Source organism: Dactylosporangium sp. NPDC048998, from assembly GCF_043197855.1.
GTDB lineage: Bacteria > Actinomycetota > Actinomycetes > Mycobacteriales > Micromonosporaceae > Dactylosporangium.
The window spans coordinates 1-15,154 of sequence record NZ_JBICTV010000040.1 but is presented as its reverse complement, the minus strand read 5'-3'; the positions used below and the strand labels follow the sequence as shown (position 1 = coordinate 15,154).

11 protein-coding genes are annotated in these 15,154 nt (G+C 72.6%); 9 read left to right on the top strand and 2 right to left on the bottom strand.

Going from position 1 to position 15,154, the window contains the following annotated elements; translation table 11 throughout:
• The first annotated feature begins 18 nt into the window (after positions 1–18).
• On the top strand, positions 19–2,418 hold the full coding sequence (locus tag ACGFI8_RS42225; RefSeq protein ID WP_392813368.1) for a penicillin acylase family protein: 2,400 nt from the start codon (positions 19–21) through the stop codon (positions 2,416–2,418).
• Between the two features lie 107 nt (positions 2,419–2,525).
• Complete coding sequence (locus tag ACGFI8_RS42220) at positions 2,526–4,028, top strand: EAL domain-containing protein (protein ID WP_392813366.1); 1,503 nt, start codon at positions 2,526–2,528, stop codon at positions 4,026–4,028.
• Positions 4,029–4,207: 179 nt separating this feature from the next.
• On the opposite strand, the gene otsB is transcribed toward ACGFI8_RS42220, so the two are convergent.
• Entirely contained in the window at positions 4,208–5,032 is an 825-nt protein-coding gene (otsB, locus tag ACGFI8_RS42215) for a trehalose-phosphatase (protein ID WP_392813364.1), read from the bottom strand.
• A 70-nt stretch (positions 5,033–5,102) separates the two neighbouring features.
• On the bottom strand, positions 5,103–7,190 hold the full coding sequence (locus ACGFI8_RS42210; protein ID WP_392813362.1) for a glycoside hydrolase family 9 protein: 2,088 nt from the start codon (positions 7,188–7,190) through the stop codon (positions 5,103–5,105).
• A 192-nt stretch (positions 7,191–7,382) separates the two neighbouring features.
• On the opposite strand from ACGFI8_RS42210, the gene ACGFI8_RS42205 reads away from it, so the two are divergent.
• From ACGFI8_RS42205 to ACGFI8_RS42175, 7 genes are all read left to right on the top strand, one after another.
• Positions 7,383–8,648, top strand: a complete 1,266-nt coding sequence (locus tag ACGFI8_RS42205) for an ABC transporter substrate-binding protein (RefSeq protein ID WP_392813360.1) — start codon at positions 7,383–7,385, stop codon at positions 8,646–8,648.
• A gap of 18 nt (positions 8,649–8,666) precedes the next feature.
• Positions 8,667–9,644, top strand: coding sequence for a carbohydrate ABC transporter permease (locus tag ACGFI8_RS42200; RefSeq protein ID WP_392813359.1), 978 nt, complete (start codon positions 8,667–8,669; stop codon positions 9,642–9,644).
• Positions 9,641–10,510: a carbohydrate ABC transporter permease gene (locus ACGFI8_RS42195; RefSeq protein WP_392813357.1), complete on the top strand. Its 870-nt coding sequence runs from the start codon at positions 9,641–9,643 to the stop codon at positions 10,508–10,510. Before ACGFI8_RS42200 ends, ACGFI8_RS42195 begins: the two co-directional genes overlap by 4 nt.
• Before the next feature lie 79 nt (positions 10,511–10,589).
• Positions 10,590–11,399 (top strand): SAM-dependent methyltransferase, encoded by an 810-nt coding sequence (locus ACGFI8_RS42190; RefSeq protein WP_392813356.1) that lies wholly within the window; start codon positions 10,590–10,592, stop codon positions 11,397–11,399.
• 88 nt (positions 11,400–11,487) lie between these two features.
• The gene (locus ACGFI8_RS42185) at positions 11,488–12,012 is read left to right on the top strand and encodes a PadR family transcriptional regulator (RefSeq protein WP_392813354.1); all 525 of its coding nucleotides are present in this window, start codon (positions 11,488–11,490) and stop codon (positions 12,010–12,012) included.
• A gap of 136 nt (positions 12,013–12,148) precedes the next feature.
• Positions 12,149–12,835 (top strand): ABC transporter ATP-binding protein, encoded by a 687-nt coding sequence (locus tag ACGFI8_RS42180; protein WP_392813352.1) that lies wholly within the window; start codon positions 12,149–12,151, stop codon positions 12,833–12,835.
• The gene (locus ACGFI8_RS42175) at positions 12,832–15,003 is read left to right on the top strand and encodes an FtsX-like permease family protein (protein ID WP_392813350.1); all 2,172 of its coding nucleotides are present in this window, start codon (positions 12,832–12,834) and stop codon (positions 15,001–15,003) included. The genes ACGFI8_RS42180 and ACGFI8_RS42175 overlap by 4 nt, the downstream gene beginning before the upstream one ends.
• The last annotated feature ends 151 nt before the right edge of the window (positions 15,004–15,154 follow it).

Genomic DNA, 15,154 nt, shown 5'->3' with positions numbered 1-15,154 from the left:
GTCTGTAACGGAGGAACCGTGTCCGGAACCCGCCGGGTCGTCACCGCGCTCGCCGCCGCGGCGCTTCTCACCCCAGCCGTCGCCGTCACCGCGGCCGGGCCGGCCGCCGCGGTCGCCTCCGGCGGATACTCCGCCGTCATCAAGCGGACCTCCTACGGGGTGCCGCACATCAGCGCCTCCACCATCGGCAACGCCGCGTTCGGCCAGGCGTGGGCCTACGCCGAGGACCGCTTCTGCGACCTCGCCGACCAGATCGTCAAGGTGCGCAGCGAGCGGTCGCGCTGGTTCGGCCCCGGGCCCGACGGCGCCAACCTCGCCACCGACTTCGCCTACGCCTCGCTCGGCGTCGTCGACCGCGCCCGCACCCAGCTCGCCCAGCTGCAGCCGGAGGAGCTGCAGGTGGTCAACGGCTACGTGCGCGGGTACAACGCCTTCCTGGCCAGCCGCGGCGCCGCCCGCGTGCCGGGCTGGTGCGCCGGCCAGCCGTGGGTCGGGCCGATCACCGCCGTGGACCTGCTCGCCTACCAGCGCGACGTCGCCCTGCTGGCCAGCGGCGGCGCGCTGCTCGCCCCGATCGCCATGGCCACCCCGCCGTCCGGCGCCGCGTCCGCACTGCCGATCTCCCCGGCCCTCACCAGCGCCGGCGTGCAGCAGCTCACCGGGCAGAGCAAGTCGCTGTCCAGCAACGGCTGGGCGCTCGGCGCCGACAAGTCGCAGACCGGCAAGGGCATGCTGGTCGGCAACCCGCACTTCCCGTGGGAGGGCGAGCTGCGCTTCTGGGAGTCGCAGCTGACCGTGCCCGGCGACCTCAACGTCTACGGCGCGAGCCTCGGCGGCCTGCCGGGCGTGCAGATCGGCTTCACCGACAAGGTCGCGTGGACGCACACGATCGCGGCCGGCGCCCGGTACACGTTCTACTCGGTGAACCTCGACCCGAGCTCGCCGACGACGTACCTCGTCGACAACCGCCGCGAGGCGATGACCGGCAAGGCCGTCACCGTCAAGGTCAAGCAGCCCAACGGCTCGCTGCAGAACGTCACCCGCACCATGTGGTCCACCCGCTACGGCCCGGTCCTGGACCTCTCCGCGATCGACCCCTCGCTGGGCTGGAACCAGTACTCGGCGATCACCTACCGCGACGCCAATATCGACAACGACCGGCTCCTGCGGGTGTGGCTCAACATGGCGCGGGCCACCGACGTCAACTCGCTGCGCGCCTCGCTCGCCCGCGACCAGGGCATCCCGTGGGTGAACACGGTCGCCACCGACTCCGCCGGCAACGCCTGGTACGCCGACTCCTCGCCCACGCCCAACCTCTCCCCGGCCTCGATCGCCGAGTGGGCGAGCAACCCGCTGGGCCTGCTCGACGGCAGCAACAGCGCCAACGCCTGGGTCGTCGCGCCGGGCGCCCGCTCGCCGGGCCTGGTGCCCTTCGCGAACCAGCCGCAGCTGCAGCGCCGCGACTACGTGTTCAACTCCAACGACAGCCACTGGGTGCCCAACGCCAACCAGTTCCTGACCGGGTTCACGCCGCTGCAGGGTCCGGAGGGCGAGCCGCTGACCGTGCGCACCCGGCAGAACGTCAAGCTCATCAACAGCACCGCCAAGTTCGACCTCGCGGGGCTGGGCACGACGATCCTGTCCGGCGACACGTACACCGCCGCGCAGCTGGCCGCCTACGCCGTCTCCGCCTGCCGGGCCCGCGGCACCAGGCCGGTCGTCGTGGACGGCACGGCCGTCGACGTCAGCCCCGGCTGCACGGTGCTGGCCGATTGGGACCGGCAGTTCGAGCTCGCCAGCCGCGGCGCGGTGCTGTGGCGGGAGACCGTCGGCGCGGTCGTCGCGGCCGACCCCGGCGCGCTGGACGCTTCCGGTTCGCTGTTCGGCACGCCGTTCAGCGCCGCCGACCCGACCCGCACCCCGCGTGGCGCGCCGTCCTCGCCGGACGCGATCCTGGCCGGCCTGGCCCGGGCGATGCTGCGGATGCGGGCCTTGGGGCTGGCGCTCAACGTGCCGATGCAGCAGGTGCAGTACACGGTGAAGAACGGGCAGAAGATCGCGGTGCCCGGCTCGACGGAGAACATCGGCAGCGCCAACATGGCGCAGTACGAGCCGCTGCCGGGCTCGTCGCTGGAGGGCTTCGTGGACCCGGGGACGTTCGCGCCCGGCAGCGACCTCACCGACAAGGGCTACGTCGTCAACTACGGGACCAGCTTCCTGCTGACCCTGGCGTACACCTCGTCCGGGCCGTCGGCCAAGTGCATCCTGACCTTCAGCGAGTCCGGCGATCCCGCCTCGTCCCACTTCACCGATCAGACGCTGCTGTACTCCCAGAAGAAGCTGCGCGACTGCCGGTACTCGGACTCGGCCATCAACGCCGACACGCAATCGGTGGAGGTGATCGCCGCCTCGGCGTGACACGATCTCCAGCAGTGGGCCCTGACCTGCGCGGCTGGTTTGCCGGCAGGCCAGGGTCTACTGTGCGGGGAGCGGGGCACGCGGCGGTGTCGAGCCGGGAGGTTGGCATGCAGGCCCAGGACCGGCCCGATGTTCCGATCCCCGCGACCGCCGCGTCACCCTCCGTGTCCACTCCGACACCCGCGCCGCTGCGGCCCTCGTCGTTCCGCTCCCGGGTCTCGCGGGTGAGCCGCACGCTGGCACCACGCTCCCGGCGGGCCGCCACATCCGGCCCGACCGCGACGCCCAGTGCTCCCGCGCCGACTGACGCGACCGCCGGGCCCGGCACCGCCGCGCCCGGTGGCACGACCGCAGCGTCAACCGCCGTCGACGGCGGGGAGCTGATCGACCGGGTGCTTGCCGAGCGGGCCGTCGAGCCGCTGTTCCAGCCGATCGTGGAGCTGCGGTCGCTGCAGCCGGTCGGGGTCGAGGCGCTCGCTCGCGGGCCGGTCGGCAGCGAGCTGTGGCACGCGCGGGCGCTGTTCGCGGCGGCGGTGGCCGCCGGGCGGCTCGCCGAGCTCGACACGCTGTGCGCGGAGCGGGCCCTCGAGGTGGCGCGGAGCGCGGACAAGCCGCCGCCGCTGGTGTTCGTCAACGCCGAGCCGGCCGTCGTCGACCAGCCGCTGTCGCCGCGGCTGCTCGAGCTGATGACGGGCGGGCCGCCGTTCCGGATCGTGCTGGAGTACACGGAGCGGGCCCTCTCCGCCCGGCCGGCCGCGCTGCTGCAGCTGGCCGCCGCGATCCAGTCGCACGGCAACTGCCTGGCCCTCGACGACGTCGGCGCCGACCCGATGTCGCTGGCGTTCCTGCCGCTGCTGGAGCCCGAGGTCGTCAAGCTCGACCTGCAGTTGCTGCGCGCGCCGCACGCGTCGCGGACCGTCGAGATCGTCGCCGCGGTGAGCGCCGTGGCCGAGCGGACCGGCGCGGTGATCGTCGCCGAGGGCATCGAGACCGAGGCGGACCTCGCCAACGCCCGCGCGCTGGGCGCGCACTGGGGGCAGGGCCTGCTGTTCGGCGGGCCGGCCCCGATCGCGCAGCTGGCCCCGTTCGACCCGGTCGGCTCGTTCAACCTGGACGGCCCGTTCGATCCGGACGGCACGGCCGGCGCGGCGGCGTTGCGGCCGTCGCGCCCGGGGCTGCACCTGCCGGCGGGGACGCCGTTCGAGGCCGCGGCGGCGCTGGGGAAGGCGCGAGCCGGCACGCCGGAGGTGTTCGCGGCGCACCTGGAGCATCTGTTGCGGCGTGCCGGTACCGGCGCGGTCGTGCTCGCCTCGTGCACCGACCCGGCCACCGCCCGTTCCTGGCTGCCGTCGCTGACCGGCCTCGCCGAGCGGGCGGCGTTCGTCGGGCTGGTCGCCCCGCTGCACCCGGCCGCGATCGCGCCGGGGATGCGCTTCGCGCCGGGACCGGGCGGGAACGTAGAGGAGTGCGCGGCGGTCGTGGTCGCGCCGCGGTACACGGCGGCCCTGTGCGGGCGCGGCTCCCACGGCTCGCTCGCCTTCGCCCACACCGAGGACAGCGCCCTGGTCGCCTCGATGGCGCGCATGATCCTGCAGCGGCTGCCGCGCTGATCGGTCCTTGGCACCGCAGACCCGGTGTCTCGCGGGAGGAACGGTCCGCAGGTGACGCGGACCCGAGTCATCAAGAACGCCGCACATCGAAAACCGTTGGTTTGGCGACCGGGCGGCGCAGGACCCCGGTCCGCTGGAGGCCGGCAGCGTCGACGGGCTGCGCGCTCATGACCTTCGCGCTATTTCAGGCGCTCGTTGAGCCCCTCGACGAACTCGAGCACGCCGGGCGGCCCGTCGACGATGAGGTCGGCCCGGGCCGCCAGCTGCGGCACCTCGTCGGAGCCGCTGCACACCTTCAGCCCGGCCATGCCGGCCTCCCGCAGCCGCTCGACGGCGTCGAAGGCGGCCAGGTCGCCCAGGTCGTCGCCGAAGTAGGCGACCGCCCGGGCCCCGCGCCGCTCGACGATCGCCCGCAGCGCGTGGCCCTTGTCGACGCCCGGCGGGCGCAGCTCCAGCACCATCCGCCCCGGCTCCAGCGCGAGCCCGTGCCGCCCGGCCAGCTCGTGCAGCGGGCCCCGCAGCGCCGCGAACGCCCGGTGCGGCTCGTCGGCGCGGCGGGTGTGCACGGCCACGGACATCGCCTTGTCCTCGACGGTCACGCCCGGCTCGCCGGCCGCCTCCAGCAGCGCCGGCAGCTCCGCGCGCGCCTCCGCGACCCCGGCCGGCACCGGCTCGGACACCACCGCGCGGCCGGCCCGGTCCCAGCGCTGCATGCCGTACAGCCCGAAGATCGAGAATTGCTCGAGCGCGGCCAGCTCGCCCAGGTCCCCGAGCCGCAGCACGTCCGCGACGGGCCGCCCGGTGATGATCGAGACCGACCCCACCAGCTCGGCGAGGCGCCCGAGCGCCGCCACGACCCCCGGATACGGCCGGGAAAGGCTGGGGTCGGCGACGATCGGCGACAGCACGCCGTCGAAGTCGAAGGCCAGGGACGCCTCCTGCGGGCGGTCCAGGATCGCGGTCAGCCCGGCGGCACCCGCCGCCGACTCCGGGGTCCTCAGCATGCACCGAAGGCTACCGGACGCGCCCCGAGCGTGACGCGCCGCGCGGCTCGCGCCCGATCTCACGCCCGGCTTAACCGCACGAGAAGAAGGCGGGCGCCGTGTCCGGGCCCCAATCCACCCGGCCGGCCAGCAGGATCGTCGTGGACTCACCGGGGCGCAGCCGGGAGTACCTCGGGGTCACCTCGACCGACGCGGCCGTCTGCCGCGCCGTGGCGCCGGACGCCCGGTTGAGCACCTGCGTGCCGGTGTAGGCGTACCGGAGCTTCCAGTCATGCAGCGTCCACGCGCCCGTGTTGCGAACCGTGGCTTCCGCGAGGAACCTGTGTCCGGAGTCGAACACCGGGCGGTACGACACCGAGCACGCCGCAGCCGGCACCGGGCCGCCCTCGCCCTGGTCGGCCAGGAACGACGCCACCCACGACAGGGTCGAGTTCCAGTTGATCGCGATCTCGTTGGTCGACCAGGCCTGGATGTCGTCGATGTAGCAGAGCTGCGGCGGGCAGCCCCGCAGGCTGTTCGACGCCATCGGGTCCTGGATCGCGGAGTTCGGCCCGCCGGCGAGCGAGCCGGTCGGCGGGCCGGGCAGCGCGGCGTTGAGCTGGTGCGCGTACATGCGGGAGTGCTCGTTGTGCGACGCCCGCGCTCCGAACCCGGTGACGTACGACTGGTTGAGCGCGTTGCGGCCGAGCAGGTAGTCCATCCCGCCGGCCACGCCGTCGCGGAACTGCCGGTCGCCGGTGATGTCGAACGCGGTCGCGATCACGATGAGGTTGGACAGCACCAGGCTGTTGGAGCCCCAGTCGAACCTGCCGCCGATCGGCGCGTACGCGATGCCGTACGGGCTGGCGCGCAGCATCGCCAGGTACCGCTTCGCCCCGTCCACCACCGACTGCCGCACCCGGGCCCGGTCCGGCAGGGCGCTGGGCACGGTCGCCAGGTCGAGGCGGCCGGCGGTGGCGGTGAACTGCCAGTCGAAGCCCTGCGGCCGGAACACGTCGGCGGTGTGCCACGGCGAGGCCATGACCGCTTCCAGGTAGGCGTTTTCGCCGGTACTGAGGTACAGCTCGGCGGCCGCCCAGTAGAACTCGTCGGACACGTCGTTGTCGTCGTACGCGCCGCCGCCGATGTCGTCGGACGCCGGGGCGTAGATCGCCGGGTGGGCGACGGCCGCGGTCCAGGCGGTCCGTGCCGCGGCGAGGAGCCGGTCGGCGAACGGCTTGTCGTACGGCTGGAACAGCCGCGCGCCCTGCGCGGCGGTGGCCGCGAGGTTGAGCGTCGCCGCCGTCGACGGCGGGTGCAGCTCGCGCGGCTGCGGGTCGGCGGCCGGGTCGAGCGGCAGGCCGGTCCAGTTCTGGTCGTGGACCTTGTGGTGGACCATGCCGGCCAGCGGCTTGCCGGCCGGGACCTGCATGCGCAGCATGAACTCGAGCTCCCAGCGGGCCTCGTCGAGGATGTCGGGGACGCCGTTGCCGTGCTCGGGGATCCGCAGCGAACCGTCACCCAGCTTGCCGGGCTCCGCGCGGGCCAGCTTGGTGCGCTCGAAGGTGCTCATCAGCTCGTGGACCGCGATGCCGCCGCTGACCACGTACTTGCCCTGGTCGCCGGCGTCGTACCAGCCGCCGCGCACGTCGAGCCGGTAGTCGCAGACACCCGGCTGGCAGGGCACGTCGGTGTCGCCCCGGTTGGGCGGGACGCCCAGGTGGCCGGCGGCCCGGGCGTAGCCGGGCGCGATGCCGCCGAGGATCTCGATGCCGCTGCGCTGCGTGTAGTAGAACGACAGCGCGTCGACCCGCAGCCTCTCGTAGGCCGCGTTGACCCCGACGTCGAACGGCACGCTGGTCTCACCGTCGGCAGCCAGGGTCAGGCCGGTGCCCGCGGTGTGGTACGCGCTGAAGTCCGCGGTCTGCACGTTCTGCCCCGAGGTCGGGTCCACGCCGTGCGGGGTGGTGTCGCCGCTCGCCACGACCGCGCCGGCGGCGTTGCGCAGCCGCCAGGGCAGCGGCGCGGTCTTCGTGGTGACAACGGTCGCCTCCTTCGGGCCGTCGGTGAGGTAACCGACCTGGTTGACCCGCACGCGGGACGAGACGTCGTCGACGCACAGCGTCGGGGCGGTGGCGCAGACCGGGCCGGCTGCGGCGGGTGTGGCGAGAGGGGCCACCGGGACAAGGAGCAAAGCCGCAGCGGCAGCGCCGAGAAGAGAGCGTTTCACTGGTACCTGATCAGGGAATCTACCCACACTGTGGGAGCGCTCTCACTATAATCCACTCCGGGGTGCGAGGCGGGCGCGGGTCCGGTGCATAAGGCGTCTCCGGCGCGGTAGTGCGGTGATGCCGCGGCGCAAGGAGGTCCGATGCGCACCAGCAGCTGCAAGGTAGGAGTCATGCTGGCGCTGTGCTGCCTGGCGATCAGCACGGCGGTTGCCGCGTGCGGCTTCACCGGATCGGACAAGAACCAGCTCGTGGTCGAGACGTTCGGCGACTTCGGATATCGCGACCTGTACACCAGGTTCGAGCGGAGCCACCCCGGACTCAAGATCGTCGAGCACGTCGTCTCCTTCGACGACCACCACAAGAACCTGCAGGCGCACCTGCTGGGGGGATCGGGGACCGGCGACGTCGAAGCGATCGAAGGCGGCTACATCGCCCAGTTCAGGGTCATGGCGGACAAGTTCGTGGATTTCAAGGCCCAGGGCGTCGACCCGAGCCGGTGGCTGCCGTGGAAGGCGCAGCAGGCGACCAGTGACGACGGGAAGCTGATCGGGCTGGGTACCGACGTCGGTGGGCTGGCGATCTGCTACCGCAGGGATCTGTTCGCGCGGGCCGGCCTGCCGACCGGCCGCGACAAGGTTTCGGCGCTGTGGCCGGACTGGCGGTCCTACATCGCGACCGGCAAGCGGTTCGAGGCCAGGGCACCCAAGGACGTGGCCTGGTTCGACTCGGGGGCCAACGTCTTCAACGCCATCATGGGCCAGGCGCCGGTCGCCTACACCGACCGCGGCAACAACGTGGTGGTGGCGAGCAACCCCGCCGTCAAGCAGGCGTTCGACCTCGCCGTCGAGGCCGTGCAGGCCGGCGAGTCGGCGAAGCTGACGACGTTCAGCCAGCAGTGGAACGCCGGGTTCCAGCGGGGATCATTCGCGACCGTGGCCTGCCCCGCGTGGATGACCGACACCATCAAGCAGAACGCGCCGCAGACCAGCGGCAAGTGGGACATCGCCACGATCCCCGGCGGCAGCGGCAACTGGGGCGGCTCGTTCCTGACCGTGCCGAAGCAGAGCAAGCACCGGAAGGAGGCCATCGAGCTCGCCGAGTACCTCACCGCGCCGGAGCAGGAGAGCTGGATCTTCCGGACCCAGGGGCACCTGCCCAGCGAGCCCGCGCTCTACACCGACCCGGCCGTGGCCGGGTACACGAACCCGTTCTTCAACAATGCGCCGACCGGCCAGATCTTCACCACGGCGGCCAGGAAGCTGCGGCCGCAGTACCAGGGCCCCAAGGACGGCGACATCGGTCCACTGATCGGTCAGGGGATCAATCGGGTCGACAAGGGTAGGCAGGGACCCCAGAAGGCCTGGCGACAGGTGCTGAAAGACGTCGCGAACGCCACCGAGCCGTAGAAGGGAACGACGAGCCAGATGGCAGTCTCCACACCTCCGGCCGCGGTGCGCGCGCGGCGAGGTGTCCCGTGGGCGACGCCCGGCTGGTGGGCCCGCCTGCGCTACAAGCTCGACGTGAAGGGCATGCCGTACCTCTACATCGCGCCGTTCTTCCTGATCTTCTTCGTGTTCGGGCTGTTCCCGATCCTCTACACGGGCTGGATGGCCACCACCCGGTGGAACCGGGACATGCCCGGAAGCGACAACATCTTCGTCGGGCTGGACAACTTCGCACGACTGATCCACGACGACTACTTCTGGAACGCGCTGCGCAACACCGCCGCGATCGGCGTACTGGGCACCGCACCCCAGCTGTTGCTCGCGATGTGGATCGCCCACCTCATGCATCGCCGGTTGCGCGCCCGCACGCTGCTGCGGATGGGTGTCCTCGTGCCCAACGTCACCTCGGTCGCCGCCGTCGGGCTGATCTTCGCCCAGCTGTTCGGGCGGGACTTCGGCCTGATCAACTGGGTGCTCAGCCTGGTCGGCGTGCACAAGATCGATTGGCAGGAGGGCACCTGGCAATCGTGGCTGGCGCTGGCCGTCATGATCACCTGGCGGTGGACGGGCTACAACGCCCTGATCTACCTTGCCGCGCTGCAGGCGGTGTCCGACGACCTCTACGAGGCGGCGGACCTCGACGGCGCCGGCGAGTTGCAGAAGTTCCGCCACATCACCGTCCCGGCGCTGCGGCCGACCATCATCTTCACCGTCATCATGTCGACCATCGGCACCATCCAGCTGTTCACCGAGCCGCTCATGTTCAACCCGGGGCTGAGCCCGACCGGCGGCGACTCCCGCCAGTTCCAGACCCTCGCCATGTACGTCTACGAGCAGTTCTGGAGCCACGGCAAGTACGCCTACGCGGCCACGGTGTCCTGGGCCATGTTCATGATCATAATCGTGGCCGTCGGCGTGAACTACCTGCTCTCCCGGCGTATTCGGAGCGCCACATGAGCGTGATACCGGTTTCCCGCGCCCACCGCGGATCCCCGGCACCGGGCCGGCGCCGCGCCGGAGCGCCGGCCTATCTGCTGCTCGGCGCGATCGTCGCGGTGTCGGTGTTTCCGCTGTACTGGTCGCTGGTCGCGGCCTCGCAGGACGACTCCGCGGCCGGGCGCTGGCCGCCTGCACTGCTGCCCGGCACCCACCTGTGGGCCAACCTGCGGCACGCGTTCGCCCAGGGCGCCTTCGGCCTGGCGCTGCTCAACTCGACGATCATCGCGAGCACGGTCACCCTCTCCGTGGTGCTCACCAGCACGCTGGCCGGTTTCGCGTTCGCGAAGCTGCGCTTCCGCGGCCGCGACGCGATGCTCGTGTTCCTGGTCGTGACCATGATGGTGCCGGCCCAGCTGGGCATCATCCCGCTGTACATCATGATGGCCCAGTGGCTGGGCTGGACCGGCCATCTGCAGGCCGTGATCGTCCCGGCGGCCACGTCCGCCTTCGGGGTCTTCCTGATGCGCCAGTACCTGTCCGAGGCGCTGCCCGACGAGCTGCTCGAAGCCGGCCGGGTCGACGGATGCTCAACCACCCGGCTGTACTGGCACGTCGTGCTGCCCGCGGCGCGGCCGGCCGCCGCGGTACTGGCGCTGTTCACCTTCATGGGCGCCTGGAACGACTTCTTCTGGCCCCTGCTGGCCCTGGGTCAGAGCAACCCGACTGTCCAGGTCGCCCTGTCGACGCTGGCCGGCGGCTACTACATGAGCTACACGCTCGTGCTCGCCGGGACCCTGATCAGTACCGTGCCGATCCTGCTCGTGTTCGTCGTGCTCGGCAGGCAGATCATCGGCGGCATCATGCAGGGTGCGGTCAAGGCATGACCGCGACCCTCACGAACGCCCCATACCCGGCGGGCGGCGTTGTCCAATCGTGGCCGCCGATGGCTACGATGTTGCACTGATGGACACGACCGACGACGCACGCGCCCGTATCGACACCACCGTGGCGCACCCGGCCAGGCGGTACAACTACTGGCTGGGCGGCAAGGACCACTTCGCCGCCGACCGCGCCTCCGGCGACGCCATCGCCGCCGCGATGCCGGGCGTGAAGCTCATGGCGGTGGAGAACCGTGCGTTCATGGGCCGCGCCGTGCGATACCTCGCCGAGCGGGGCATCCGGCAGTTCCTCGACATCGGCACCGGGATCCCCGCGCCGAACAACACGCACGAGATCGCTCAGGCCGTCGACCCGGCCAGCCGTGTGGTCTACGTGGACAACGACCCCATCGTGCTCACGCACGCGCGGGCGCTGCTGACCAGCGCGCCCGGGGGCGTCAACGCCTACCTCGACGCCGACCTGCGCGAGCCCGACGAGATCCTGTCCCACCCGGACCTCGCCGCCACGCTGGACCTGTCCCAGCCGGTCGGGCTGCTGCTCGTCGCCGTGCTGCACTTCGTCCGCGAGGACGAGCACCCCCAGGAGATCGTCGACAAGCTCACCGGCGCGCTCGCCCCGGGCAGCTTCGTCGTCGCGTCCCACGCCACCTGGGAGTTCCTGCCGGACGAGGCCATCGCGAGGCTGACGGCCAACAACCCCGACGGGCGGTTCCAGGCGCGCACCGGCGCCCGCTTCGCCGAACTGCTGTCCGCCTTCGACCTCGTCGAGCCGGGCATCGTCTCGGTGGCGCACTGGCACGCCGAGGGCGTGCCCGGCCCCCGCCCATCCGCCGAGGACGTCGCCTGCTACGGCGCGGTGGCCCGCATTCGCTGAGCTGCCGTTTCCCGGATTTTCGGCTCCGGCGGGGCTTTATTCCTCGCGGGTATATACCGAGTGTATATCCGCGGTGTATGGTCTGCCCATGAGCGTTCCTCTCACCCTGCTCGGGCTCCTCGAGCGTGAGCCGAGCCACGGCTACGACCTCAAGCGCGACTACGACACGTTCTTCGGCCGTGGGCGGCCGCTGCCGTTCGGGCAGGTGTACTCGACGCTCGGCCGGCTCGCCCGCGACGGCAAGGTCGTGATCAGCGACGTCGAGGCCGGCGAGGGGCCCGACCGCAAGCGCTACGTGATCACCGAGCTCGGCGCGACCGAGGTCGACGCGTGGCTGACCCAGCCCGTCGAGCCGGAGCCGCACCTGCAGACCGTGCTGTTCTCCAAGGTCGTGCTGTCGCTGATGCTGGACCGGCCCGCGGGGGAGTACCTCGACACGCAGCGCGCCGCGCACCTCAAGCGGATGCGCGAGCTGCACGAGATCAAGAAGAACGGCGACCTCGTCGAGGCGATGCTCGCCGACCACGGCCTGTTCCACCTGGAGGCGGACCTGCGCTGGATCGAGCTGACCGTGGCCCGCCTGGACCACCTCGCCGGGCTGGTGCGGCGATGAGCGGCCCGGAGCGCAGCGGCGCCTGGTCTGGGTCGGTCAGCGCGAAGCCTCACCGAGCCAGACCTGGCGTTGGGGCCGCTCATCAGGAACGCAGGTTCAGCTCATGCCGCTGCCGGAGCGAAGCGGAGGTGACGGCATGAGCGCGATCATCGAGGCGCGCGACGCCGTGCTGTCCTTCGGCGAGACCCCGGCCCTGCGCAAGGCGTCGTTCGAGGCCGGGCCGGGCGAGATCGTCGCCGTGATGGGGCCCAGCGGCTCCGGCAAGACCACGCTGCTGCACTGCCTGGCCGGCATCCTCGTGCCCGCCGAGGGCGAGATCCGCTTCGACGGCCAGCGCATCGACACGCTCAACGAGCACGAGCGCAGCACCCTGCGCAGGGAGCGCTTCGGGTTCGTGTTCCAGTTCGGCCAGCTCGTGCCGGAGCTCAGCGTCGAGGAGAACGTCGCGCTGCCGCTGCTGCTCGGCGGCCTCAAGCGGGCCGGGGCGCTGCGGCAGGCCCGCGGCTGGCTGGAGCGGCTCGGCCTCGGCGGCATGGAGCGCCGCCGCTCGGGCGAGCTCTCCGGCGGGCAGGCCCAGCGGGTCGCGCTGGCCCGCGGCATGATCAACCGGCCGCAGGTGCTCTTCGCCGACGAGCCGACCGGCTCGCTCGACTCGCTCACCGGCGAGCAGGTCATGGACCTCATGGTCGGCGTCGCCCGGGAGCAGGGCACCACGGTCGTGCTCGTCACCCACGAGCCGCGGGTCGCCGTCTACGCCGACCGCGAGGTCATCGTCCGCGACGGCACGGTCCACGCCCTCGCCGCCGAGGGGAGCGGGTCGTGATCGGCTTCGGCCTGCGGCTCGCGGTGGCCAGCGGCCGCGAGGCGCTCCTGCGGTTCGTGGTCATCGCCGTGGCCGTCGCGCTCGGCGTCGGCCTGCTGCTGTCCACCGCCGCCGGGGTCCGCGCCCTCGAGGCGCAGGCCGGCCGGGCCGGCTGGATCGCGGCGCAACCGGCCGACGCAGCGCCCGCGGCCGACCCGCTGGTGTGGTCGAGGCGCTGGGACTTCTTCGACGGCAAGTCCCTCGACCGCGTCGACGTGGGCCTCACCGGGCCCCACCCGCCGGCGGTGCCCGGACTGCCGCGGGTCCCCGCCCCGGGGGAGTACTACGTCTCCCCGGCCCTGCACGACCTCATCGCGTCGCACCCCGCCGACGAGCTCGGCGCCCGGTTCCCCGGGCGCGAGGCCGGCATCATCGACGACTCGGCCCTGGCCTCGCCCGACTCGCTCATCGCCGTCGTCGGGCGCCCCGCGGACGAGGTCGCCGCGATCGCCGGCGCCCGCACGGTCTCCTCGATTTCGACGAACGCGCCGCCGATCCCGGTCGCCGCGCTCGACCTGGTCCTGTCGGTGCTCGCCGGCGGCCTGCTCTTCCCGGTGCTCATCTTCATCAGCACCGCGACCCGGCTCAGCGCCGCCCGGCGCGAGCAGCGCTTCGCCGCCATGCGCCTGGTCGGCGCGACCCCGCGGCAGGTCTCCATGCTCGCCACCGTCGAGTCCTCGGCCGCCGCCGTCATCGGCACCGCCGCCGGCTTCGCGCTGTTTCCGGCGCTGCGGGCGCTCATGGCGCAGTTCCCGTTCACCGGCATGCGCTTCTTCCCGGAGGACCTCTCGCCGGGCTGGCTCGCGGCCGTGCTCATCGCGCTCGGCGTCCCGCTCGGCGCCGCCCTCGCGGCCCGGCTCGCGATGCGCCGCGTGCGGATCTCGCCGCTTGGCGTCGCGCGGCAGGTCACGCCGGCGCCGCCGCGGGCGTGGCGGCTGATCCCGCTGGCCGCCGGGCTCGCGGAGCTGGCGTACTTCATCGGGCGTAGACCCCCCACCTCCCACGGCCAGGTCGCCGCCTTCCTGCCCGGATTCCTGGTGGTCATGGCCGGTCTCGTGTTCGCCGGTCCGTGGATCACGATGGTCGGCGCCCGGCTCATGGCCCGCCGCGCCCGCCGGCTGCCGACGCTCGTCGCCGCCCGCCGGCTCGCCGACAACCCGCAGGCCGCGTTCCGCGCGATCAGCGGCGTGGTCCTGGGCCTCTTCGTGGTCAGCGCCGCGACCGGCGTGATCACCACGATCGTCGACCAGCGCGGCGTGCGCGAGAGCCCGCTGGCCGCGGCCACGATGGTGCAGCAGTTCGACCGCGACGGCGCCCAGGTCCCCGGCGCGCTGCTGGACCGGCTGCGCGGCACGCCCGGCGCCACGTTCGCGCTGGTGCTGTACCAAAACCCGGAGAACACCCCGATGTCGCCGCCCAACGTCGCCCCGTGTGCCGAGCTGGCCCGGCTTCCGCAGTACGGCCGGTGCGCCCCCGGCGCCGTCGTGGCGCAGGTCCCGTACGACCTCGTCAGGCTGAGCCCGAACCGAGAGGCCGGCCCGGACACGGTGTGGCCCGCGTCGCCGGTCACCGTCGAGGAGCTCGCCGCGCTGCCGATCTCGACGCTGGCCGTCGGCCTGGACGGCACGCCCGGGGCGCGCGAGCGGGTCCGCACCGTGCTCCAGCTCGCCTATCCCGACGGGCGGGTCCCGCCGGCGACCGAGAACGACTACGTGGGCAACCAGCGGACGCAGCTCAACCAGTTCCAGCGGCTGGCGAACGTCGTCATGCTGTTCAGCCTGCCGATCGCGGGCTGCAGCCTGGCGGTGAGCGTCGCGGCCGGCATCGTCGACCGCAAGCGCCCGTTCAGCCTGCTGCGCCTCACCGGGGTACCGCTGCGGATGCTGCGCCGGGTCGTGGCCCTGGAGAGCGCCGTGCCGCTGCTGGCGGTCGCGGTGCTGGCCGCGGTGACCGGCTTCGCGGCAGCGCAGCTGTTCCTCCGGGCCCAGATGGGCTACACGCTGACCCCGCCGGGCTGGAGCTTCTACGCGCTGGCCGCGCTGGGCCTGGCGGTGTCGCTGGCGATCATCGCCTCGACCCTGCCGCTGCTGGAGCGTGTGACCGGACCGGAGACGGCCCGCAACGAGTGACCGGAATGCAAGGCCCGTAAGGCCCTGATCGGCGCGGGGGGGGGGGGGGGGGGGGCCCCCCGCCCCCCCCCCCCCCCGGGGGGGGGGGGGGGGGGTGGGGCCCCCCCCCCGGGGGGTGGGGCGGCCCCCCAACCCCACACCCCCCCCCCCC

What these genes read in the sequence shown, in the direction of transcription:
- ACGFI8_RS42190 (WP_392813356.1), top strand. Translation starts at nt 10,590, where the DNA reads ATGGACACGACCGACGACGCACGCGCCCGTATCGACACCACCGTGGCG.
- ACGFI8_RS42185 (WP_392813354.1), top strand. Translation starts at nt 11,488, where the DNA reads ATGAGCGTTCCTCTCACCCTGCTCGGGCTCCTCGAGCGTGAGCCGAGC.
- ACGFI8_RS42180 (WP_392813352.1), top strand. Translation starts at nt 12,149, where the DNA reads ATGAGCGCGATCATCGAGGCGCGCGACGCCGTGCTGTCCTTCGGCGAG.
- ACGFI8_RS42200 (WP_392813359.1), top strand. Translation starts at nt 8,667, where the DNA reads ATGGCAGTCTCCACACCTCCGGCCGCGGTGCGCGCGCGGCGAGGTGTC.
- ACGFI8_RS42195 (WP_392813357.1), top strand. Translation starts at nt 9,641, where the DNA reads ATGAGCGTGATACCGGTTTCCCGCGCCCACCGCGGATCCCCGGCACCG.
- ACGFI8_RS42220 (WP_392813366.1), top strand. Translation starts at nt 2,526, where the DNA reads ATGCAGGCCCAGGACCGGCCCGATGTTCCGATCCCCGCGACCGCCGCG.
- ACGFI8_RS42205 (WP_392813360.1), top strand. Translation starts at nt 7,383, where the DNA reads ATGCGCACCAGCAGCTGCAAGGTAGGAGTCATGCTGGCGCTGTGCTGC.
- otsB (WP_392813364.1), bottom strand. Translation starts at nt 5,032, where the DNA reads ATGCTGAGGACCCCGGAGTCGGCGGCGGGTGCCGCCGGGCTGACCGCG.